19 protein-coding genes are annotated in these 19,677 nt (G+C 59.0%); 8 read left to right on the top strand and 11 right to left on the bottom strand.

Annotated features, from left to right (window positions below):
• Window positions 1-85 precede the first annotated feature (85 nt).
• Window positions 86-2,353, top strand: coding sequence for a polysaccharide biosynthesis protein UppB (gene uppB, locus FHW77_RS11880; protein WP_004441272.1), 2,268 nt, complete (start codon window positions 86-88; stop codon window positions 2,351-2,353).
• Window positions 2,354-2,361: 8 nt separating this feature from the next.
• On the opposite strand, the gene uppA is transcribed toward uppB, so the two are convergent.
• Together uppA and FHW77_RS11890 are read right to left on the bottom strand one after the other, a co-directional pair.
• Window positions 2,362-3,594, bottom strand: a complete 1,233-nt coding sequence (uppA, locus tag FHW77_RS11885) for a polysaccharide biosynthesis GNAT family N-acetyltransferase UppA (RefSeq protein ID WP_004441276.1) — start codon at window positions 3,592-3,594, stop codon at window positions 2,362-2,364.
• A 97-nt stretch (window positions 3,595-3,691) separates the two neighbouring features.
• Window positions 3,692-3,904, bottom strand: coding sequence for a DUF2842 domain-containing protein (locus FHW77_RS11890; RefSeq protein ID WP_004441278.1), 213 nt, complete (start codon window positions 3,902-3,904; stop codon window positions 3,692-3,694).
• A 140-nt stretch (window positions 3,905-4,044) separates the two neighbouring features.
• Here FHW77_RS11890 and FHW77_RS11895 point away from each other — a divergent pair, with 140 nt between their 5' ends.
• On the top strand, window positions 4,045-5,148 hold the full coding sequence (locus FHW77_RS11895; protein ID WP_168183784.1) for a COX15/CtaA family protein: 1,104 nt from the start codon (window positions 4,045-4,047) through the stop codon (window positions 5,146-5,148).
• Between the two features lie 6 nt (window positions 5,149-5,154).
• Here FHW77_RS11895 and FHW77_RS11900 read toward each other — a convergent pair whose 3' ends face one another.
• The 6 genes from FHW77_RS11900 to FHW77_RS11925 all read right to left on the bottom strand — a co-directional run bounded on the left by FHW77_RS11900 (window position 5,155) and on the right by FHW77_RS11925 (window position 10,120).
• Window positions 5,155-6,000: an aminoglycoside phosphotransferase family protein gene (locus FHW77_RS11900; protein WP_086133883.1), complete on the bottom strand. Its 846-nt coding sequence runs from the start codon at window positions 5,998-6,000 to the stop codon at window positions 5,155-5,157.
• 10 nt (window positions 6,001-6,010) lie between these two features.
• Window positions 6,011-6,943, bottom strand: coding sequence for an N-acetyl-gamma-glutamyl-phosphate reductase (argC, locus tag FHW77_RS11905; protein ID WP_004441284.1), 933 nt, complete (start codon window positions 6,941-6,943; stop codon window positions 6,011-6,013).
• Between the two features lie 70 nt (window positions 6,944-7,013).
• On the bottom strand, window positions 7,014-7,967 hold the full coding sequence (gene speB / locus FHW77_RS11910) for an agmatinase (protein WP_034495766.1): 954 nt from the start codon (window positions 7,965-7,967) through the stop codon (window positions 7,014-7,016).
• A gap of 130 nt (window positions 7,968-8,097) precedes the next feature.
• A complete protein-coding gene (gene rpsI / locus FHW77_RS11915) occupies window positions 8,098-8,565 on the bottom strand; it encodes a 30S ribosomal protein S9 (RefSeq protein WP_003521540.1) in 468 nt (155 codons plus the stop codon).
• Between the two features lie 2 nt (window positions 8,566-8,567).
• Window positions 8,568-9,032: a 50S ribosomal protein L13 gene (rplM, locus tag FHW77_RS11920; RefSeq protein ID WP_004441288.1), complete on the bottom strand. Its 465-nt coding sequence runs from the start codon at window positions 9,030-9,032 to the stop codon at window positions 8,568-8,570.
• A gap of 251 nt (window positions 9,033-9,283) precedes the next feature.
• On the bottom strand, window positions 9,284-10,120 hold the full coding sequence (locus tag FHW77_RS11925; RefSeq protein WP_004441289.1) for an EamA family transporter: 837 nt from the start codon (window positions 10,118-10,120) through the stop codon (window positions 9,284-9,286).
• A gap of 895 nt (window positions 10,121-11,015) precedes the next feature.
• On the opposite strand from FHW77_RS11925, the gene FHW77_RS11930 reads away from it, so the two are divergent.
• The 3 genes from FHW77_RS11930 to FHW77_RS11940 all read left to right on the top strand — a co-directional run bounded on the left by FHW77_RS11930 (window position 11,016) and on the right by FHW77_RS11940 (window position 13,167).
• Window positions 11,016-11,450: a CoA-binding protein gene (locus FHW77_RS11930; protein ID WP_004441290.1), complete on the top strand. Its 435-nt coding sequence runs from the start codon at window positions 11,016-11,018 to the stop codon at window positions 11,448-11,450.
• Window positions 11,451-11,523: 73 nt separating this feature from the next.
• Window positions 11,524-12,807 carry an O-acetylhomoserine aminocarboxypropyltransferase gene (locus FHW77_RS11935; protein WP_004441291.1) on the top strand — a complete coding sequence of 428 codons (1,284 nt, stop codon included), beginning with the start codon at window positions 11,524-11,526 and terminating at the stop codon, window positions 12,805-12,807.
• A gap of 15 nt (window positions 12,808-12,822) precedes the next feature.
• Window positions 12,823-13,167, top strand: coding sequence for a cupin domain-containing protein (locus FHW77_RS11940; RefSeq protein ID WP_004441292.1), 345 nt, complete (start codon window positions 12,823-12,825; stop codon window positions 13,165-13,167).
• 23 nt (window positions 13,168-13,190) lie between these two features.
• Here the strand turns inward: FHW77_RS11940 and FHW77_RS11945 are convergent, their stop codons facing one another.
• Entirely contained in the window at window positions 13,191-13,505 is a 315-nt protein-coding gene (locus FHW77_RS11945) for an ArsR/SmtB family transcription factor (protein WP_004441293.1), read from the bottom strand.
• Between the two features lie 89 nt (window positions 13,506-13,594).
• Here FHW77_RS11945 and FHW77_RS11950 point away from each other — a divergent pair, with 89 nt between their 5' ends.
• Window positions 13,595-14,365, top strand: a complete 771-nt coding sequence (locus FHW77_RS11950; RefSeq protein WP_162471989.1) for an SDR family NAD(P)-dependent oxidoreductase — start codon at window positions 13,595-13,597, stop codon at window positions 14,363-14,365.
• Between the two features lie 12 nt (window positions 14,366-14,377).
• Here the strand turns inward: FHW77_RS11950 and FHW77_RS11955 are convergent, their stop codons facing one another.
• The gene (locus FHW77_RS11955; RefSeq protein WP_004441295.1) at window positions 14,378-15,625 is read right to left on the bottom strand and encodes a cytochrome P450; all 1,248 of its coding nucleotides are present in this window, start codon (window positions 15,623-15,625) and stop codon (window positions 14,378-14,380) included.
• A gap of 78 nt (window positions 15,626-15,703) precedes the next feature.
• Window positions 15,704-16,951: a GGDEF domain-containing protein gene (locus tag FHW77_RS11960; protein WP_004441298.1), complete on the bottom strand. Its 1,248-nt coding sequence runs from the start codon at window positions 16,949-16,951 to the stop codon at window positions 15,704-15,706.
• A 447-nt stretch (window positions 16,952-17,398) separates the two neighbouring features.
• Between FHW77_RS11960 and clpP the strand changes: the two genes are divergently transcribed.
• Both clpP and clpX read left to right on the top strand, forming a co-directional pair.
• Entirely contained in the window at window positions 17,399-18,031 is a 633-nt protein-coding gene (gene clpP / locus FHW77_RS11965; protein ID WP_004441299.1) for an ATP-dependent Clp endopeptidase proteolytic subunit ClpP, read from the top strand.
• Window positions 18,032-18,323: 292 nt separating this feature from the next.
• Entirely contained in the window at window positions 18,324-19,601 is a 1,278-nt protein-coding gene (clpX, locus tag FHW77_RS11970; protein WP_003521528.1) for an ATP-dependent Clp protease ATP-binding subunit ClpX, read from the top strand.
• Window positions 19,602-19,677: the final 76 nt, after the last annotated feature.

The raw sequence follows: 19,677 nt of genomic DNA on the forward strand, positions 1-19,677 counted from the left end.
TTGTGTTACCCGCAAGACTTAAACTTCGCGAAAATTGACCATCTTTATTTGAGCGCCCGAGGTTTATCTCGGTTACGGAGCCCGTATGAACGGCGATCGCATTGACGACAGGGATGTGGATATTGATCTTGCGCAACTCGTCGCGGCCATATGGCGGCGTCGGGGAAGAATCGCGGCCATAACGCTGCTGGCCGGCGGCGCCGCCTTTGTCGTTTCCAGCATGATGTCGCCCGCCTATAAGGGCGAGGCGCGCGTGCTCATTGAATCCCGTGCTGCTTCCTTTGGCGCTTCCCAGCAGTCCAACGCGCCGGCCGAGCCAGTGCTGGACGAACTGACAGTATCCAGCCAGGTGCAGATCCTGCAGTCCGTCGACCTCATCAAGCAGGTCGCCAGGGACATGAAGCTCTATGAACTCGAGGAATTCGATCCGGAGGCGCATCCTTCGCTGGTTTCGAGCCTGCTGGTTGCCGTCGGCGTCAAGAAGGATCCACTTCAGGTTCTGCCTGAAGAGCGGGTGCTGAAGGCGTTCCGCGAGAAATTGCAGGTCTATCAGGTCGAGAGTTCTCGTGTCATCACGGTCGAGTTTTCTTCAGAGGACCCGAAGCTCGCTGCGGCCATCCCGAACGAGATGATGAAGGCCTATCTCGCGCTGCAAAGCGGCGCGAAGCTCGATACCAGCACGGAAGCAGCGCGCTGGCTTGAGCCGGAAATAGCCACGCTGCGCGAAAAGGTGCGGGAGGCGGACAAGAAGGTCGCGGATTATCGTGCCTCCTCCGATCTTTTGTCGGCCGGGCAGGGCGAAACGCTCGCCACACGTCAGCTGAGCGACATCTCCACGGAACTCGGCCGTATCCGCGGCGAGCGCGCCAATGCGGAGGCGCGCGCAGAAGGCGTGCGCAACGCGCTTGCCAGCGGTCGTCCTCTCGATACCTTTCCCGATGTCGTCGCTTCTCCCACCATCCAGAGGCTGAAGGAAAACGAAACCAACATCCGCAGCCAGATTTCCGATCTTTCGTCTTCGCTGCTGGAAGGCCACCCCCGCATAAGGGCGCTGCGCAACCAGCTCGATGGCATCGAAAGGCAAATTCAGGAGGAAACCCGCAAGGTGCTGGCAAGTCTCGAAAATGAGGCCAATGTCTCACGCCTTCGGGAGCGGCAACTGGTGCAGCAACTGAACGTGCTGAAATCGGAAAGCGTGCGTGCCGGTGAGCAGCAGGTGGGCCTTAACGACCTGGAGCGGGAAGCATCCGCGCAGAGGCAGCTTCTGGAAACCTATCTCGCCCGCTATCGCGAGGCGACGTCGAGGGCTGGCTCTGCGGATTCCACGCCGGCCGATGCGCGTGTGATTTCGACGGCAGTTGAGCCACGCGAACCCTATTTCCCGAAAACCGGTGCCATCACCATCGTTGTCACGCTCGCAGCATTTCTGCTGTCCTGCATTGTCGTCATGCTGGTGGAACTCTTTACGGGTAGGGCGCTGAAACCGGTCGGAAGAAGTCAGGTTCCACCACTTTCCGATCCGCCACCACCTGCACGCGGGCCGGTTGAAGCGGATGAGACGACGGATGCGCCTGAGCAGCCGGCGCCGGCACCTGCTGAAAATGTGGCGCCGGGCGTCCGCGCCATGCCGGTTGCGGCACAACAGCCCGTCGCCGTAGAAGAGAAACGGCGTGACCCGCCCGCAGCCACTGCCATGCCGCCGGTATTGGCGGCAGAAGATGTCGCGGCTGCGAAAGAGGCGGTGGTGGATGAGGATGCCGATGCCGCCAGTGACTTTTCGATCGACGCCGTGGCGGGCTTTCTGTCCACACGGCTCGCCAAACCCGTCGCCGCCATTGTATCTCCGGCCGGTGACAGCGGTTCGACCACGAGCGTCATGCTGGCGCGCGCATTGTCTGAAATGGGGCGTTCGGTCGTTCTCGTCGACATGACGGCATCCGCCTGCCCGACACGGCTGATGTCGCCCGAGGCCGGACTTCCCGGTGTCATGGACCTTCTGGCAGGAGCGGCCGCCTTCGGTGAAACCATTCACGGCGACCGTCTGTCAGATGCGCATATCGTTCCACGCGGCAATGCGCAGCCCCGCGAGGCGATGCGTGCTCTGGACCGCCTGACGATGATCCTCGGTGCGCTTTCCGACGCTTACGACACGGTGCTTGTGGAGTGTGGAGCGGTGCAGATTTCGAGCCTCGAAAAAATGCTGCGCAATCTGCCGGCAGAAATCATTGTCTCGGTTCCAGACAAGGACGGGGAGATGCTGGAGAAAACGCTCGAAGAACTGGTTGCTCATGGCTACGAGCAGGCTCTGCCGATGACCGGCATGCGAAAGCCGGACCACCTGAGCGCGGCCTGACCGGCTGTTCAGTCGAGACCCCTTGTCGAAGCTGCTGTCGGCCGGCCGGCGCGGAAACGCTGAATGAGCGCATAGAGAGCCGGATTGGATTTGATCAGGCTTTTCGTTCGGGCGATCGCGACATAGGCTGCTGCGGCGACGCGACCTTTCACCGTTATCGGCAGGAATATATCGTGCTGCACGGTGAAAAGCGGGCACCAGCTGCGCTTGTAGAGCTGGTCGCCGACCCCGAAATCGAAGATCGCAGCCCTTTGGTGGCACGCCCTTTCAATCATAAGCCAGAACAGCAATTCTCCGGGGCTGAGTTCCGAAACGGATTCATCGATCGAACCGAACTGGCAGATGATGTGGTCCTGCTTGCGCGAAAGACCGGCTATTGCGGCGATGACGCCCTCGTTCTCGCCGTGCAGGCGAATGGCATGCAGCTCCAGCAGACTGTCTGTGCCCGTCTCGGGAACATTGGCCAGGTCGTAAAAAAAATCCTTTACCGATTGGTCGCGAAAGACATCCGGAATGCCCTGCGATGCAAAACGGGCGGCTTTCTGCCGAAAGAAGGCCTGCAATAATTCACATCTTTCCTGTGGAGAATGCGCGATCACATGGCTGTAACCGCCCATTTCCTCGGTTCTCCGGCTCTGGATCCGGAATTTCTTCCGCCGTCTCTTGGCATTGACCTGCCGGAGCGTGGCCTCGAAACTTTCGAGCAACGGAAGCTGGAAGGCCGGATTCTGGTTTTCGACCGAAGCTAGATGCGACAGGGGGTTGGTCCTGCCGCGCCACGTCAGCGGTATGTTCTGCAAAGCCAGAATGTCGGCCCGGCCATGCAGCAGCTTCCGCGCCTCGCGGGCAATCGCCGCCGCGATTTCCTCTCCGGCCTGTTCGGCAAAGGAGGGGTCGAAAAGCCCGGTATTGATATTGTTGAAACGGCCGCCGGGGAAACGCGCCTTGCGAATGCCACCCTCCAACACGATTTCAAGCGGAAGCAGGAAGATCGTCTTGCCGCCCTGCCGGCCGCGAAGCGTCAGGAGCGCGCTGTCCTGCGTTTGTGCCCAGATGGAGCACCACCCAAAACCCTGATGCAGGGAGTTGAGCGGATCGTTTTCCAGCCGCTTCCAATCGACATGGATGGTGGAAGCGTCATCGACGAGATCGACCGACAGACGGTCAGCGCCCCGCCGCTCGTTTTGCACGGCGGTCGGCGCTTGCTCGTCGCTGGTAAAGACCGGCCCCTCAGCCGCCATCCACTCTCTCCGGTTGTTTCGGTCGGACTATATCTTTGAGCGGCAAACAATCGGTTTATAAAATTGCGACCTTAAGGTGTCACGCGGTGGTCCCGCATTAGCCCTGTCTTTTTGGCCCGGCCATCCATTTGATGATCAGCATCGCCGGCAAAATCCACAAAATTCCTGTCAGCACGAAATAAGCGAGATGCACCCACCAGGGCGATTGCGCCAGCGCCGCCGATGCAATGGCCGTCGCCACCACGGCGTAAACGACGACGAGGCAGATGATGACGATGGTGCCGATAAGCGATCTGAGGCGAGGGTGCATGAAATCTTCCGTGATTGAACAGGTGCATGACTATAGCGCCGCGACCGGATGCCGCAAACCCTGAGGCCTTGTTTTGTGGTGCCGGTTGGGGCTAATCAACATGGCTGTATGAAGGAGACTGAAAGATGAGTTCGAGCGGCATGACGATGGCCAATGGTTCCGCGGAAATGGTGGTGCAGGCTGCCCTGCAGAAGCAGGAAAAGGACCGCCGCCTGCTGCGCGTCTGGCTGCGCCTCGTGCTTTTCACACTCTTCTGTCTGGTGCTCGTTGGTGGCGCAACCCGCCTGACCGAATCCGGCCTGTCGATTACCGAATGGAAACCGATCCATGGCGCGATACCGCCGCTCTCCGTTGCGGAGTGGGAAGAGGAGTTCCAGCTCTACAAGCGCATTCCGCAATATCAGGAAATCAACAAGGGCATGTCGCTCGACGAGTTCAAGACGATCTTCTGGTGGGAATGGGCGCATCGCCTGCTTGCCCGCGCCATCGGCCTCATCTTCGCTTTGCCGCTCGCCTTCTTCTGGCTGACAGGCCGCGTCGAAAAGCGCCTCCGGCTACCACTGGTCGGTCTACTGGCGCTTGGCGGCTTCCAGGGCTTCATCGGCTGGTGGATGGTCTCTTCCGGCCTCGTCAACCGCACGGATGTCTCGCAATATCGTCTTGCCACACATCTGACCATCGCCTGCCTCATCTTTGCGGGCTGCATGTGGATTTTGCGCGGCCTGTCCCATCATTCCCCCGAGGCCACCGACGAAAAGACGGGCAGGGGCTTTGCCGCGCTGTTGACGGTGCTCTGTCTCTTCCAGATCTATCTCGGCGCGTTGGTGGCGGGGTTGAATGCCGGCCTGTCCTATAATACGTGGCCGCTGATGGATGGTTCGCTGGTGCCGGGCGATCTCTTCCTGCAGCAGCCCTGGTGGATCAACCTCTTCGAAAACCCCAAGACGGTGCAGTTCATTCACCGCCTGGGCGCCTATACGCTGTTTGCCGCCACGCTGTGGCATATGGCATCGATGGCGCGCGCCTTGCCCGGTACGCCGCACGCCCGCCGCTCGGTGCTGTTCTTCGTGCTCGTCTGCATTCAGGCGGCGCTGGGAGTAACCACGCTGCTCATGCATGTGGATATTCATGTCGCGCTCGCCCATCAGGGCATGGCGCTGGTCGTGCTCGGTTTTGCGGTTGCCCACTGGCGCGGATTCATTGGAGAATATCCGCCGCCAGTTGCGGTTGAAGTCAGGGACTGAACTCGCTCAGAACTGTTTCAGGACGGCCTTAATGGTTGCCGCGACAGCGAGTTCGTTGTCGCGTTCTTCCGCATTTTCGTCCTCTTCATGCCACGCGGCAGAAAGGCAGCCATAGGCAAAGGCATATTGCAGCAATAGCCGTTCGTCCCGTTGGAGAGCCTTCGCAAAAATCGCCGCCATGGAGGCGATGCGCGCTTCGCTGCGGGTGAGGTCAAAACGGTCGAGCGGATTGGAGAACATGTTGGCGACATCGAGCGCCGCATCGCCGATCAGGCCAGCGGGATCGATGATGATCCAGCCGCGATCGCTGCGCATGATATTCTCATGGTGCAGATCGCCATGCAGCGGCTTGATATCCCGCTGCTGGCCGATCAGTTCCTGCGCAAGCGTGGCGGCCTCGATATAGGCGCTGTCGATGCCGTCGGAACGATCCTGTTCGGCCTTGCGGAACAGACTTTCGAAATAGAGAGGCAGCGTCAGCAGACTTGAGGGCGGCGGCTGCTCGGACGGCTGGTGATATCGAAGCAGGACTTCCGCTGCGATTTCCGTGGTGGAATCGTCGTCACCGTCGCGGAACAGCACGTCGCGCAGGGTCTCCGTGCCAGCATGTTCCATCAGAAGAATATCATCGGAGCGGTCAAGCAACTCCACGCAGCCGATCCCGGCGCGCCATTCGATGAAATCCGCGCCGCGAAGGCTGTCCGTCAATACTTTCTTCTTCAGAACCTTGGCGACCGCAAGGGAACCGTCATCGCGCACAAGCTCGTAGACCACCCCGGCAGGCGTATCCGCAATCTGCTTTACGGCCTCGATATTCCACGAGGCCGGAAAAGAGGGCGTGGTCATGGTCACGAGCAACGTCTCATGCGGAAAGCATCAGTTCCATGTTCTGCACGGCAGCACCGGAGGCACCCTTGCCGAGATTGTCGAGCAACGCGACGAGGTTGATATGCTCGCCGCCCTCGGTGCCGAAGACGAAGAGCTTCATCGTATCCTTGCCAGCCAATTCCTCGGCATCGATACGCGCCAACCCCTTGCTCTCGGCCAGAGGCACGACGCTGACGATATCCTGCCCGGCGTAATGGGCGGTGAGTGCCGCATGGATCGTTTCGATATCAGTGCCTTCCTTAAGGTCGGCGGCGAACAGCGGCACCTGGACGATCATGCCCTGCGGGAAGCGACCTACGGAGGGCGAAAACAGCGGCGCGCGGTCAAGCTGGCCGTGAATGGTCATTTCAGGCACATGCTTGTGCTTGAGCGTCAGGCCATAAAGGAAATTATTGGCACTGATGGCGTCGTCGCGGCTCTGGTCTTCCATTTGCGCAATCATCTGCTTGCCGCCGCCAGTATAGCCGGAGACCGCATTGACGCTGACAGGATAACCGTCGGGCAGGAGGCCAGCGGCCCGCAGCGGGCGAATAAGGGCGATCGCACCAGTCGGATAGCAGCCGGGATTGGCGACGAGACGGGCAGAGCGAACCTTCTCGCCCTGGTCCTTATCCATTTCGGCAAAACCGTAAGCCCAGTCCTGATGAACGCGATAAGCGGTGGAGGTATCTATGATGCGGACATTATTGTTGCCAGCCACCATGGAAACCGCTTCCCGGGACGCGTCGTCCGGCAGGCAGAGGATCGAAATGTCGGCGCTATTGAGCATATCCTCGCGCATCGCCGCATTGCGGCGCTCGGCTTCCGGAATGGACAGCAGCTCGATATCGCGGCGACCGGCAAGGCGCGTGCGGATCTGCAGACCCGTGGTGCCGTGTTCGCCATCGATGAAGATCTTCGCTGTCATGTCCTTGTCCTGACTTTTCAGAGGGTTGCGAGGGTAGTCGGAATCAGTTTGGCAAGTGCCGTCGTCTTTGTCAGCCAGCCTTGGCCAGCCGTTCGGCACGCAGGCCAAGCATATACATCGCAACGGTCGCTCCGGCAATGGCGGTAATATCCGCATGGTCGTAGGCGGGTGCCACCTCCACAACGTCGGAGCCGCGAATATCGAGCTGGCCAAGCCCACGCAAAACGGAGAGAATTTTAGCGCTGGTCGGCCCGCCGGCGACGGGTGTGCCGGTTCCCGGCGCGAAGGCGGGATCGAGGCAATCGATATCGAAGGTGAGATAGGTGGGCATACCGCCCGTGTGCTTGACGATCAGCGACGCGATATCGCTGGCCCGCATGTCCTCCACCTCGTAACCGTGAAGAATGCGGATGCCGAAATCGTCAGGCGCGTGGGTGCGGATGCCGATCTGGATCGAGCGGTCGGCATCGATCAGCCCGTCGCGCACGGCGCGGGCCACGAAGGAGCCGTGGTCGATGCGCTTGCCATCGTCGAACCATGTATCCTGATGCGCGTCGAACTGCACCAGCGCGAGTGGGCCGTGCTTGGCCACATGCGCTTTCAGCACTGGCCAGGTGATGAAATGATCGCCGCCGAGCGTCAGCAGGTAATCCGTCTTGGAGATGATCCTGCGCGCTTCCTTTTCGATCGTGTCAGGCGTTTTCCAGTGGTTGCCGTAGTCAAGCAGGCAGTCGCCATAATCAATGGTCGGCATATGGACGAAGAGATCGCGCGCGAAAGGATATTGCGGATCATTATCGAAAATCGCCGAGGCGCGGCGGATCGCCTGGGGCCCGAAACGTGCGCCGGGACGGTTGGAGGTCGCCGCGTCGAAGGGAATACCCCACACGGCAGTCGAAACGCCTTTGAGGTTCTTGGTATATTTGCGCCGCATGAAGGAGAGGACACCGGCATGGGTCGGGTCCGTGGCGGCCGATGTCAGGGACATTGCGGTGAAGGCATGGTCGATGGTTTTGGCCGGCATTGATCACCCCATTGCGATTTGCGCCGAGGTTGCTGTCTTCCCGATGAAAAAACAAGGGAGGAGGCCATGAAAAAAGGCGAAGCCGAAGCCCCGCCTTTCGAAGTTCTGAACGAACCGTTCCTGGAAGCGATTAGCGCTTCGAGAACTGGAACGAACGGCGGGCCTTGGCCTTACCGTACTTCTTACGCTCGACAACGCGGCTGTCGCGGGTCAGGAAGCCACCCTTCTTCAGAACGGAGCGCAGGCCCGGTTCGAAGTAGGTGAGGGCCTTGGACAGACCGTGACGAACGGCGCCGGCCTGACCGGACAGACCACCACCGGCAACGGTGGCGATGATGTCGAACTGACCCGTGCGGGCAGCGGCAACGATCGGCTGCTGGAGGATCATCTGCAGAACCGGACGTGCGAAATACGTGGTGAAATCGCGGCCGTTGATGATGATCTTGCCAGAACCCGCCTTGACCCATACGCGGGCTACGGCGTTCTTGCGCTTGCCGGTCGCGTAGGAGCGGCCGAGGGTATCAACCTTGCGGACATGCACGGGAGCCGAAGCTTCCGAAGCCGGGGCGAGGTCTTTCAGAGAGGAAAGATCGGCCATTATCAGGCGCTCCTTACGTTCTTCTTGTTGAGCGCGGCAACGTCGAGAACGACCGGCTGCTGTGCTTCGTGCGGGTGGTTGGAACCGGCGTAAACGCGCAGGTTCTTCATCTGACGACGGCCGAGCGGACCGCGCGGGATCATGCGCTCGACGGCCTTTTCAACGACGCGCTCCGGGAAGCGGCCTTCGATGATCTGGCGAGCCGTACGCTCCTTGATGCCACCCGGGTGACCGGTGTGCCAGTAGTACTTCTTGTCGGAATACTTCTTGCCGGTGAGGGCAACCTTTTCCGCATTGATGACGATGACGTTGTCGCCATCATCAACGTGGGGGGTGTAGGTAGCCTTGTGCTTGCCGCGCAGGCGGGTTGCAACGATGGTGGCGAGGCGACCAACAACGAGGCCTTCGGCGTCGATGATGACCCACTTCTTCTCCACCTCAGCGGGCTTCTGAACGAAAGTAGACATGAATTTCACTTTCTAACGTGGACCCGTCATCCTCTTCATGAAGAGCATACGGGCGTTTCTTGTTGCTTGGTTTGGTTGCCGATAAGGGCTACCGCAAATGACCCTATTCCGGCTGGAATCCGATCTGGCGCGCTTATACGGTGCGCGAACGAAAGCGTCAATATGATCGATTTTGGAGGTCGCAAAAATAACCAAGTAAAAACAAACGGTTGGTGATGGGGTATTATTTTACCCCATCATCTGACCTCGTTTTACCCCAGCCGCATCACCAGAACGCCCGCTGCAATGATGCCTCCGGCAAGGTAGCGCCAGATGCTGGCGCGTTCTTTCAGGATCACCACTGATATCACCAGCGCGAAAAGAATGGAGGTTTCCCGGAGTGCTGCGACGACGGCAACAGGCGCTTTGGTCATGGCGTAGAGCGCCAGCCCATAGGAGAGTATGGAGCCGCCGCCACCGATAAGGCCACGCCACCAGTTGCGCCGGACATGCTGGACGACGGGGCCAGCGCCCCGCTGGTAAAACGCGAAACCGAACAGCAGCACGGGTGGCAGCAGAGACATCCAGAGCGTGTATGAGATGGCGTTGCCGGAAAGCCTTGCGCCGACACCGTCGACGAAGGTGTAGGATGCAATCACGAAAGCGTTGAGCAGGGCGACCATGATCGCCTTTCCGCCCCCGCGCCTTGCCTCGAAAGCAAGCGTCAGGATCCCCGCGGAGATGACGCCGATGCCCGCAATCGCCAGCGGGCTCAAAATCTCGCTCAGGAACAGGCTGCTCGTCGCCGCCACGATCAAGGGTGCCACGCCGCGCATGACGGGATAGACAAGGCCGATGTCGCCGATCGTATAGGCGGCGGCGACAAGGCGGAAATAAGCGAATTGCAGGACGGCTGAGGCGATCAGGAAGGGAATGGCGACTGGCGAGGGAAACGGCAGGAAAGGCAGAAACGGCAGCGAACAGGCTGCAGCCCCCGCCGCAATCAACGAGGCGTCCAGCGATTTATCGGAACCGGATTTGACCAGCGCATTCCATCCGGCATGCAGCATTGCGCCCAGAAGCACCAGAATAAGAATGTCGAATGTCACAGTCAGAGACTCGCTCGCGGGCTTTTCGGGCAATCTACAGCATTGGCCTCAGAAACTGGAAGTCATTTTCCGGACGGGTAGGTGTACGCTTTCAATTGCCTCGCCGAGGTCGTCCCCAATCCCGTGCCTACGGGCTTGTTTTTATGGATTATGACACGCGTCAAATTTTTGATTTCTATGCGTCATGAAAAAACGAGATCCAATATCGCGCATGAGACACGCTTTCCTGCTTCTGATTTAATCCGGAAAATAACGTCTGATGCACGGCTTGCGGCTCTGCCTCGCGCTGCGGATTTCCTTGAAAAATGACAGAGCACACCATTTATCCCAGTTGTCGGTATTGCGCCTGGCGTTTCAAATGAGCGTGCGGGCGACTAAAATCGTATGATCATCAATGAAAATAAATTTCAGAATCCCCATCGAAACTCCACTATAACGTTGCAGACTTATAGAATGGTTGGTTTACGAAATAACTTTTTGAAAATTAGTCGCGGCTAAATAACCGGTGAACGGAATGAAAACAAACAGGAGACGAAGAGCGCATGGAATGCACGCTAATGTTGTTTTCCCCTGTTTCGATGGCCGTTCGGCGCAATTTTTGAAAAGTGGATGAAAATACTCAATACATCCGGTGTGTGCGCGATTTTGTGAAATCATTTTGCGTGGATGAAAACGGGGTTGCAGAGTGCCGATCCGGCGGAGATATTGTTTGTTGCGCTTTCGGGGTTCCGGAGAAGACCGGAGCGTCCCAGATGAGAATGGCATCGCATGAAACGGCGTGAAGGTTGCCGGCGCTGGAACCATGCGGGAGAGGAGAGGCTGGTGGGCATTGAAGCAACGCTCCAGACGCCTGCGCCTCTCTGGATCAGGTGGTATGCCAAAGGAATAAGTTGACATGCAGCATGATACTTACGAAGCGGATTACCTCAGGAAAATCCTGGCGAATGTCGAAACCATCGCCCTGCTGGGAGCTTCGCCCAATCCGGATCGGCCGAGCCATGGCGTCATGCGCTTCCTGCTGTCCAAGGGCTATCGCGTGTTTCCGGTCAATCCGGGTCAGGCGGGCAAGGAGATACTGGGACAGGCGGTCTATGCCCGGCTGGCCGATATTCCCGAGGCTGTTGATATGATCGATGTGTTTCGTGCGCCGGAATATCTTTCCGCGATTGTCGACGAGGCGATCTTGCTGCCGCAACGCCCAAAGGTGATCTGGGGTCAGCTATCCGTGCGGGACGATAATGCCGCCGCCAAGGCCGAGGCTTATGGCATTGACGTGGTGATGAACCGTTGCCCGGCAATTGAGTATCCGCGTCTCAATATCGCACGATAGTTGGTACGGATTGGGCTTATCATTTGGCGTCAAGGCATTATGATCCCTCCAGAATTCCATTGGAGGAAACATCATGCCGAGCAGCAATCCCGGTTTTTCAACGCTGGCCATCCATGCGGGCGCACAGCCTGATCCTACGACCGGCGCACGGGCGACACCCATCTATCAGACGACGGCCTACGCTTTCCGTGATGCGGATCATGCCGCCGCCCTGTTTGGGCTGAAAGAGTTCGGCAATATCTACACCCGCATCATGAACCCCACTCAGGCGGTTCTGGAAGAGCGTGTGGCCGCGCTTGAGGGTGGTACCGCAGCGCTTGCCGTCGCCTCCGGCCACGCCGCACAATTGCTGGTTTTTCATACGCTGCTGCAGTCCGGCGACAATTTCATCGCCGCCCGTCAGCTTTACGGCGGATCGATCAACCAGTTCGGCCACGCCTTCAAAGGTTTCGACTGGCAGGTTCGCTGGGCCGACGCCACCGATCCCGCCAGTTTCGAACAGCAGATCGATGAGCGCACGCGCGCCGTCTTCATAGAAAGCCTTGCAAATCCAGGCGGCACCTTTGTGGATATCGCCGCAATTGCCGAAGTTGCCCATCGGCACGGCCTGCCGCTGATCGTCGACAACACGATGGCAAGCCCATATCTGCTGCGACCGCTGGAACACGGTGCAGACATCGTACTGCACTCGCTGACGAAATTCCTCGGAGGCCACGGTAATTCCATGGGCGGCATCATCGTTGACGGCGGAACCTTCGACTGGTCGGCAACTGACCGGTTTCCGGCCCTGTCACAGCCCCGGCCCGAATATTCCGGCGTCGTGCTCCACCAGACTTTCGGTAATTTCGCCTTTGCCATCGCCTGCCGCGTGCTTGGCCTGCGCGATCTCGGCCCGGCGATTTCGCCCTTCAACGCCTTCCTCATTCTCACGGGAATTGAGACCCTGCCGCTGCGCGTTCAACGCCATTCAGACAATGCGCTTGCCGTCGCCAAATGGCTTAAGGCACATCCCAAGGTCGGCTGGGTGAATTATGCCGGCCTGGAGGAAAGCGACAATCACGCCCTCCAGCAGCGTTACTCGCCGAAGGGCGCGGGTTCGGTCTTTACATTTGGCGTCAAGGGCGGTTATGCGGCCGGCAAGGCACTGGTCGAAGGGCTGCAGCTATTCTCCCATCTCGCCAATATCGGTGACACGCGCTCGCTTGTCATCCACCCGGCTTCCACCACCCATGCCCAGCTGACGCCGGAGCAGCAGACGGCGGCCGGCGCCGGTCCGGATGTGGTGCGTCTGTCCGTCGGAATCGAGGATGTCAACGACATCATTGCCGATCTTGAACAATCGCTTGCAAAAGTCTGAGAGGTCGGCGTCGCGATGAGCAACCTACTGACATTCGAAGATGCTCCCCTCGAAGCAGAGCATGGTGCGCCAGCGCCGGAGCGATTGATCTCCGGCGACCCCAAATTCACCACATGGAATCTGGAGGAAGCGCAGGGCGGAATTTATGCCGGCATCTGGCAATCCACACCCGGAAAATGGCGTGTCGTCTATGACGAATGGGAATATTTCAGCATCCTCGAGGGCCATTCCATCCTGACCGAGGATGGCGGGCCCCCGCGTGACCTCAGACCGGGCGACAGGCTTGTGCTGCGGCCCGGCTTTACCGGCACCTGGGAAGTCGTGGAGACAACACGAAAAGACTATGTCATCAGGCTGTGACGGCGGAAATCCGCTCGGTCACGCTATAGCTGGTCGAACGAGATGATGGATTGAAGGAGCCCGGGAAAGCGGGCTTCCAAATCGTCGACACGGACGACGCTGATATTCTCGACACCCTGTTTGTGGGTTCGAATCAAGCCTGCCTCCCGCAGGATCCGCATATGGCTGGAAAGGGTTGAACGCGGCATGTCCTGGCAGGGTGCTGCGGCTCCACAATTCTGTCCGGTCTCGGAGCCCCATAATTTTCGGATGATGCCCATGCGTGCCGGTTCGCCAAGAGCGGCGAGCACGGCCGTGAGCGAAATGTCTTCGCGTGCGGGATGAAAAAACTGAGCCATGGACCGCCTCTAGCACATGGATTGACAAGCTTCAATATTTCAATAAAACCGAAATACCGAATTATGGTTATTCGGAAATTACGACATTCATGGAGTTTGCAATGTCTGGATTATTCAGTGGGCAGGTCGTGGTCGTCACCGGTGGGTCGACTGGAATCGGCTTTTCCGTCGCGAGATTGGCTCTGGAAGGCGGAGCCTCCGCCGTTTACGTGACAGGCCGCAATACCGCCAATCTCGAGGCAGCGGTCGCCAGGCTCGGGCAGGGGGCGATCGGCTTCGCGTCCGATGTTGCCAAGCTCTCCGATCTGGAGCGGCTCAAGGCGCGCATTGAAGCCGATGGCCGGAAGGTGGACGTGCTCGTCGCCAATGCCGGCATCGCCGAGAACAATGACCTCGGTGATACCCACGAGGCGCTGTACGACCGGATTTTCGACATCAACGTCAAGGGCGTTTTCTACACCGTGCAGACATTGCTGCCGGTCCTGCGCGATGGCGGCTCGATCGTGCTCACCGGGTCGATCGTCGGCAACAAGGGCCTGGAGAGGTTGAGCGCCTATAATGCTTCCAAGGCGGCCGTTCGCTCATTCGCCCGCAGTTTTGCCAACGACCTCAAGGCGCGGGGCATCCGCGTCAATACGGTTAGCCCGGGCGTGACCCGCACGCCGATCATGGAAAACGGCCTGAAGCTTGATGAAGAAAAGATCGCCGGTTTCGAGGCTTATCTGAAGGATGCCGCGCCGATCGGCCGGATGGCCGACCCCGACGAGATCGCTGAGGCCGTTCTGTTTCTGGCCTCTTCAAAGGCCAGTTACATCACCGGCGTCGAGCTTTCGGTCGATGGCGGTCTGGCCCAGATTTAAGGCCTGCACACGCTACCAGCTGAGATCGAGCCGCTCCAGCCCATGGAAATGATAGACATCCTTGACCTTGGGCGGCTCGGCAATTTTCAGGCGCGGCAGGCGCTTGAAAAGCAGTGGCAGGGCAAGGTTCAGTTCCAGTCTTGCCAATGGCGCGCCGATACAGAAATGAATGCCGGCGCCGAAGGAGACATTGGCGCCTTCGTTGCGCTCCGGCCGGAAGGTCAGTGGATCAGGGAATTTTGACGGATCGAGGTTGGCCGCAGCCAGGATCAGGCTCACCTTGTCGCCGCGCTTGAACTGCACGCCGTCAATCTCGACCGGCTCCAGAACCCATCGCTGGAAGATGTGCACCGGCGCGCAGATCCGCAGGGTTTCCTCCACCGTGCGTTCCGTGGCGGCCTCGTCGCTGAACAAGGTCTGCGGCGATATCCCGCTCTCCAGAATGATACGCACGGAATTGCCGATCTGATGAACGGTCGCTTCATGGCCCGCGTTGAGCAGGACGATGGTGGTGGACACCAGCTCGTCGTCGGTCAGATATTGACCCTTGTGCTCGGTATGGATCATGTGGCTCAGCAGGTCGTCCTCAGGCTTGGCCCGCCGCTCGGCGATCACGCTGCGCACATAATCCGAAAATTCCTTCGCAGCCCTGTCGGCCAGAAGCTCGTCTTCCGGTGTGCGCTTGAACATGTACATGCCGACATAGGCATGCGACCACTTCAGCAGCTGCGGCCCCATTTCCTCGGGAATGCCGATCATCCGGGCGATCATCGTTACCGGGATGATATCGGCGTAGGAGGAAAGCAGTTCCGTCTCGCCCTTCTCTTCGAAAGCGTCAATCAGCCGGTTGGCGAGTTCCTCGATCTCCGGCTTCATCTTGTCGACATGCCGTGACACGAAGGCGCGGTTGATCAGCGTGCGCAGCCGCGTATGCTCCGGCGGCTCCAGTTCCAGAAGCGAATGCTGCTCGGCCAGGTCGAAATGCTTCACATGCTCAAGCGGCTCTGGCAGGCCGATCTCTTCACGACTTGCCACATGCAGGATCTGTCGTCCAAACCGGCGGTCGCGCAGTAGCGAGCTGACATGGTCATAAGAGGTGAAAAACCATTGCCGCTGCTCTTCCCAGTAGAAAGTGGGACATTGCGCGTGCAGGGCGGCGTAGACGGGGTTCGGATCGTTGTAAAAAGCTGGGTCGCGCGCATCGAGTGAAACGTGGCGGGTGGCGGAATCGATTTTGAGAAAGGGAAACGTCGCTGTCATGCTGATGGTTTATTCCGCGCTTGGCGCTTTGGGAAGGGCGGCAGGCGTTCCTTCATATGTCACCAAATGGTTACACCTTCACCGGCTGGCAATTGCGGATATCCGGTTCAGCGCCGCGACCTGCCGGTCGGCATTGTTATCCATAGGGTTTTCGTCACGGTCCGAGGCGGGCACGACGACATTGGCCGAATTTACGTGGATTACGGTCCGATTGCGCCCGGCTTTCTTTGCGGCATAAAGCGCTCGGTCGGCCTCGGTCATCATCACATTCAGCTCGGCGTCCTTGATCATCGCTTCGGATATGCCGACGCTGGTCGTCACCTTGATGGGTTCGCCGCGTGAGGTGATTTTCGAAAGAAGCAGATTGTTACGGATGGATTCGGCAAGCGTGACGGTGCTGGAGGGGCTTTCGACCTCCGCCACCAGCGCGAACTCTTCGCCGCCCATCCTCACGAAAAGGCCGCGGTCGCCGATCGCGCGTTGCGCGATTTGACAGAAATGCACGAGGACGGCGTCGCCGGACTGGTGGCCGTATCTGTCATTGATCTTCTTGAAATGGTCGATGTCGAAGAGAACAAGCGCGACATATCGGCTGGAGCCGTGTGAGCGCTTCTTGATGCGGTCGAACTCCTCCAGCAGACCACGCCGGTTAAGGACACCGGTCAGGTGATCGGTCATGGCGAGCCGGTGGAGACGAAGCTCCGTATCCTCCATGATGATCTTGGCGCTGATCATGATGATGGCCGTGAAGCCGAGCATGCCGGAAAAAGCGAGCGCCGATGTCAGCGGAATGGCGTTGGGCGCGGCCGCATTGGCCGGGATGACAATGGAGGCGACGACGGCGCCGGCAAAAGCCTGCAGGATCAGAATCGTCGCCAGAACTTTTCTGCTGCGCGACCTGCGCTCGCCATTTGCCAGAAGCACACCGGCGAGCATGAAATAGCCCGTGGCCGCACTGGCGTGATAAAGCAGGATCCGGGCCACCATGTTTTCTCGCACGGGTGGGACGAACATTCCGGCGATCCACAGGAGGGCCGGAATGGCAATCCAGCCAGCGAGCTTGCGCTTCTCCAGGGACAAGAGGCCCGCGAGCCAGAAGCCGAAGGCGGAAAGCGCCAGCGCGTTGCCGACCTGAATGGACAGGAAACTGGAAATATCTCCGCGAAACGCCACCATGACGGTGCCGAAGCCGGTGGCGAGAAAGCCGGCGGCGAAATAGAGATTGTGCCGGCGGGAAGGGCGGTGCAGCCACAGCGTTCCCAAAAGCACGGCAAGGGTGAACGTCTCCGCCGCCCATAGTAGCGTGCTCGTCTTTGCATCCAGCATTGCAAAATCCTATCTGCGCCATCATGCGGCAAAAGCGGAGAAGCTCGCACGACGTGCGTTATTCCCGCTGAATTGTTGAGCTGCCATTTCGCCCGGATAGGGCTGTTCGCCGATGGGAACCGAAATTCGTTTTTCAGTATCAGCAGCAAATACTAACGAGTTCTTGCCGGTTAGAAGTTATATCTGTGCATGAAGTACATTTTTTTGGTCCTCGCCAGTCTTGGTAAAAAATTGATGGCGGGGAGACAAATGGCTGCGGCCGGGACGAACGGGTGCAAAAGCCCGCCGCGGCCGGCCTCCGAAGCCCTGCAAACGCTGTTGAGCCGTTAAGGATATGCGGCTTCGTGTCTTGAAGTACGGGGCAGGGACACTCTATGTAGGGAGTATGAAGGTTAGAAGTGATTCCGGGGCGGTTTCCGCAACGGGCAGAGTTGACAAAGGACGGACATGAAAAATCCAGTTGATACCGCCATGGCTCTGGTGCCGATGGTCGTTGAGCAGACCAATCGCGGCGAACGCTCCTACGACATATTTTCCCGTCTTCTCAAGGAACGCATCATTTTCCTCACCGGCCCGGTGGAAGACCAGATGGCGTCGCTCGTCTGCGCGCAGCTGCTGTTCCTCGAGGCCGAGAACCCGAAGAAGGAAATTGCGCTCTACATCAATTCGCCAGGTGGCGTCGTGACCGCCGGCATGGCGATCTACGATACGATGCAGTTTATCCGCCCTGCGGTCTCCACGCTCTGCGTCGGCCAGGCTGCCTCCATGGGTTCGCTGCTTCTTGCTGCCGGTGAAAAGGGAATGCGTTTCGCCACCCCCAACGCACGCATCATGGTGCACCAGCCATCGGGCGGCTTCCAGGGTCAGGCTTCGGATATCGAACGCCACGCCCGCGACATCATCAAGATGAAGCGCCGCCTCAATGAAGTCTACGTGAAGCATACCGGCCGCACGCTCGAAGAGGTTGAAAAAACCCTTGATCGCGACCATTTCATGGATGCAGACGAGGCGAAGGACTGGGGCGTGATCGACAAGATCCTGACCTCGCGCCAGGAAATCGAAGGCGCCGTCGCGAATTGAGGCGCGACGCTTTTTGACGTTTGTTTGACCCCGCAAAAGTAATTTCGGGGCTTTCAACCGGAACAGAAAGCGATATTAGTATATATAAAGGCTATGTTGATTTTTTATGACGCGGCCTTTGGTTTAATGGGGAATTCGTTGCCGCCGGTTATCAGCTCCTGTATCTGATACGGTTAGTACCCCGGGAAACGAGGCGGATACGGCGATGCACCCCAAGGGCGGCCGTATCTGCGGGCGGTAAGTTGACCGCGATCCGTTTGACGGACCTGCGGCGTGCTGGAAGGAAAGAGATATGAGCAAAGTCAGCGGCAGCAACGGCGGCGACTCTAAGAATACACTCTATTGTTCATTCTGCGGCAAGAGCCAGCACGAAGTCCGGAAACTCATTGCCGGACCGACGGTATTCATCTGCGATGAATGCGTCGAATTGTGCATGGACATCATCCGCGAGGAGAACAAGACGTCTATGGTGAAGTCGCGCGAGGGTGTGCCCACCCCGCAGGACATCATCAAGATCCTCGACGAATACGTCATCGGCCAGAAGCAGGCGAAGAAAATCCTGTCCGTGGCCGTTCATAACCACTACAAGCGCCTCGCGCACGCCTCCAAGAATGGCGATGTCGAGCTGGCGAAGTCGAACATCATGCTCGTCGGCCCGACGGGCTGCGGCAAGACCTATCTTGCCCAGACGCTCGCCCGCATCATCGACGTTCCCTTCACCATGGCGGACGCAACGACGCTGACCGAAGCCGGTTATGTCGGCGAGGACGTGGAAAACATCATCCTGAAGCTGTTGCAGGCGGCGGATTACAATGTCGAGCGCGCCCAGCGCGGCATCGTCTATATCGACGAAGTCGACAAGATTTCCCGCAAGTCGGACAACCCGTCCATCACGCGCGACGTATCGGGCGAGGGCGTTCAGCAGGCGCTTCTGAAGATCATGGAAGGCACGGTCGCTTCCGTTCCGCCGCAGGGCGGCCGCAAGCATCCGCAGCAGGAGTTCCTGCAGGTGGACACGACCAACATCCTGTTCATCTGCGGCGGCGCTTTTGCCGGCCTCGACAAGATCATCTCGGCCCGGGGCGAAAAAACCTCGATCGGCTTCGGTGCGACCGTCAAGGCGGAAGACGACCGTCGTGTGGGCGAAGTGCTGCGCGAGCTGGAGCCGGAAGATCTGGTGAAGTTCGGCCTCATTCCGGAATTCATCGGCCGTCTGCCCGTCCTGGCGACGCTGGAAGACCTGGATGAAGATGCGCTGATCCAGATCCTGTCCGAGCCGAAGAACGCTCTGGTCAAGCAGTACCAGCGCCTGTTCGAGATGGAAGACGTCGAGCTGACCTTCCACGAGGACGCGCTGCGCGAAATCGCCCGCAAGGCGATCACCCGCAAGACCGGTGCCCGTGGCCTGCGCTCGATCATGGAAAAGATCCTGCTGGACACCATGTTCGAACTGCCGACGCTGGAGGGCGTGCGCGAAGTGGTCATTTCCAATGACGTCGTCAGCGGCGTTGCGCGTCCACTCTACATCTATGCGGACCGTCAGGAAGAAAAGACCAACGTCTCGGCGTAATCGGCTGCTGTGATGTTTGATGAAATCAGAGGCCCGCATCCGTGCGGGCCTTTTCTATTAGATGGGTCTTACGAAA

The sequence above is a fragment of the Agrobacterium sp. RC10-4-1 genome, from assembly GCF_014138475.1.
GTDB lineage: Bacteria > Pseudomonadota > Alphaproteobacteria > Rhizobiales > Rhizobiaceae > Agrobacterium > Agrobacterium pusense.

Coding starts and splice junctions, on each gene's coding strand:
- uppB (WP_004441272.1), top strand. CDS start 86: ATGAACGGCGATCGCATTGACGACAGGGATGTGGATATTGATCTTGCG.
- uppA (WP_004441276.1), bottom strand. CDS start 3,594: ATGGCGGCTGAGGGGCCGGTCTTTACCAGCGACGAGCAAGCGCCGACC.
- FHW77_RS11890 (WP_004441278.1), bottom strand. CDS start 3,904: ATGCACCCTCGCCTCAGATCGCTTATCGGCACCATCGTCATCATCTGC.
- FHW77_RS11895 (WP_168183784.1), top strand. CDS start 4,045: ATGACGATGGCCAATGGTTCCGCGGAAATGGTGGTGCAGGCTGCCCTG.
- argC (WP_004441284.1), bottom strand. CDS start 6,943: ATGACAGCGAAGATCTTCATCGATGGCGAACACGGCACCACGGGTCTG.
- speB (WP_034495766.1), bottom strand. CDS start 7,967: ATGCCGGCCAAAACCATCGACCATGCCTTCACCGCAATGTCCCTGACA.
- rpsI (WP_003521540.1), bottom strand. CDS start 8,565: ATGGCCGATCTTTCCTCTCTGAAAGACCTCGCCCCGGCTTCGGAAGCT.
- rplM (WP_004441288.1), bottom strand. CDS start 9,032: ATGTCTACTTTCGTTCAGAAGCCCGCTGAGGTGGAGAAGAAGTGGGTC.
- FHW77_RS11930 (WP_004441290.1), top strand. CDS start 11,016: ATGCAGCATGATACTTACGAAGCGGATTACCTCAGGAAAATCCTGGCG.
- FHW77_RS11935 (WP_004441291.1), top strand. CDS start 11,524: ATGCCGAGCAGCAATCCCGGTTTTTCAACGCTGGCCATCCATGCGGGC.
- FHW77_RS11940 (WP_004441292.1), top strand. CDS start 12,823: ATGAGCAACCTACTGACATTCGAAGATGCTCCCCTCGAAGCAGAGCAT.
- FHW77_RS11945 (WP_004441293.1), bottom strand. CDS start 13,505: ATGGCTCAGTTTTTTCATCCCGCACGCGAAGACATTTCGCTCACGGCC.
- FHW77_RS11950 (WP_162471989.1), top strand. CDS start 13,595: ATGGAGTTTGCAATGTCTGGATTATTCAGTGGGCAGGTCGTGGTCGTC.
- FHW77_RS11955 (WP_004441295.1), bottom strand. CDS start 15,625: ATGACAGCGACGTTTCCCTTTCTCAAAATCGATTCCGCCACCCGCCAC.
- FHW77_RS11960 (WP_004441298.1), bottom strand. CDS start 16,951: ATGCTGGATGCAAAGACGAGCACGCTACTATGGGCGGCGGAGACGTTC.
- clpP (WP_004441299.1), top strand. CDS start 17,399: ATGAAAAATCCAGTTGATACCGCCATGGCTCTGGTGCCGATGGTCGTT.
- clpX (WP_003521528.1), top strand. CDS start 18,324: ATGAGCAAAGTCAGCGGCAGCAACGGCGGCGACTCTAAGAATACACTC.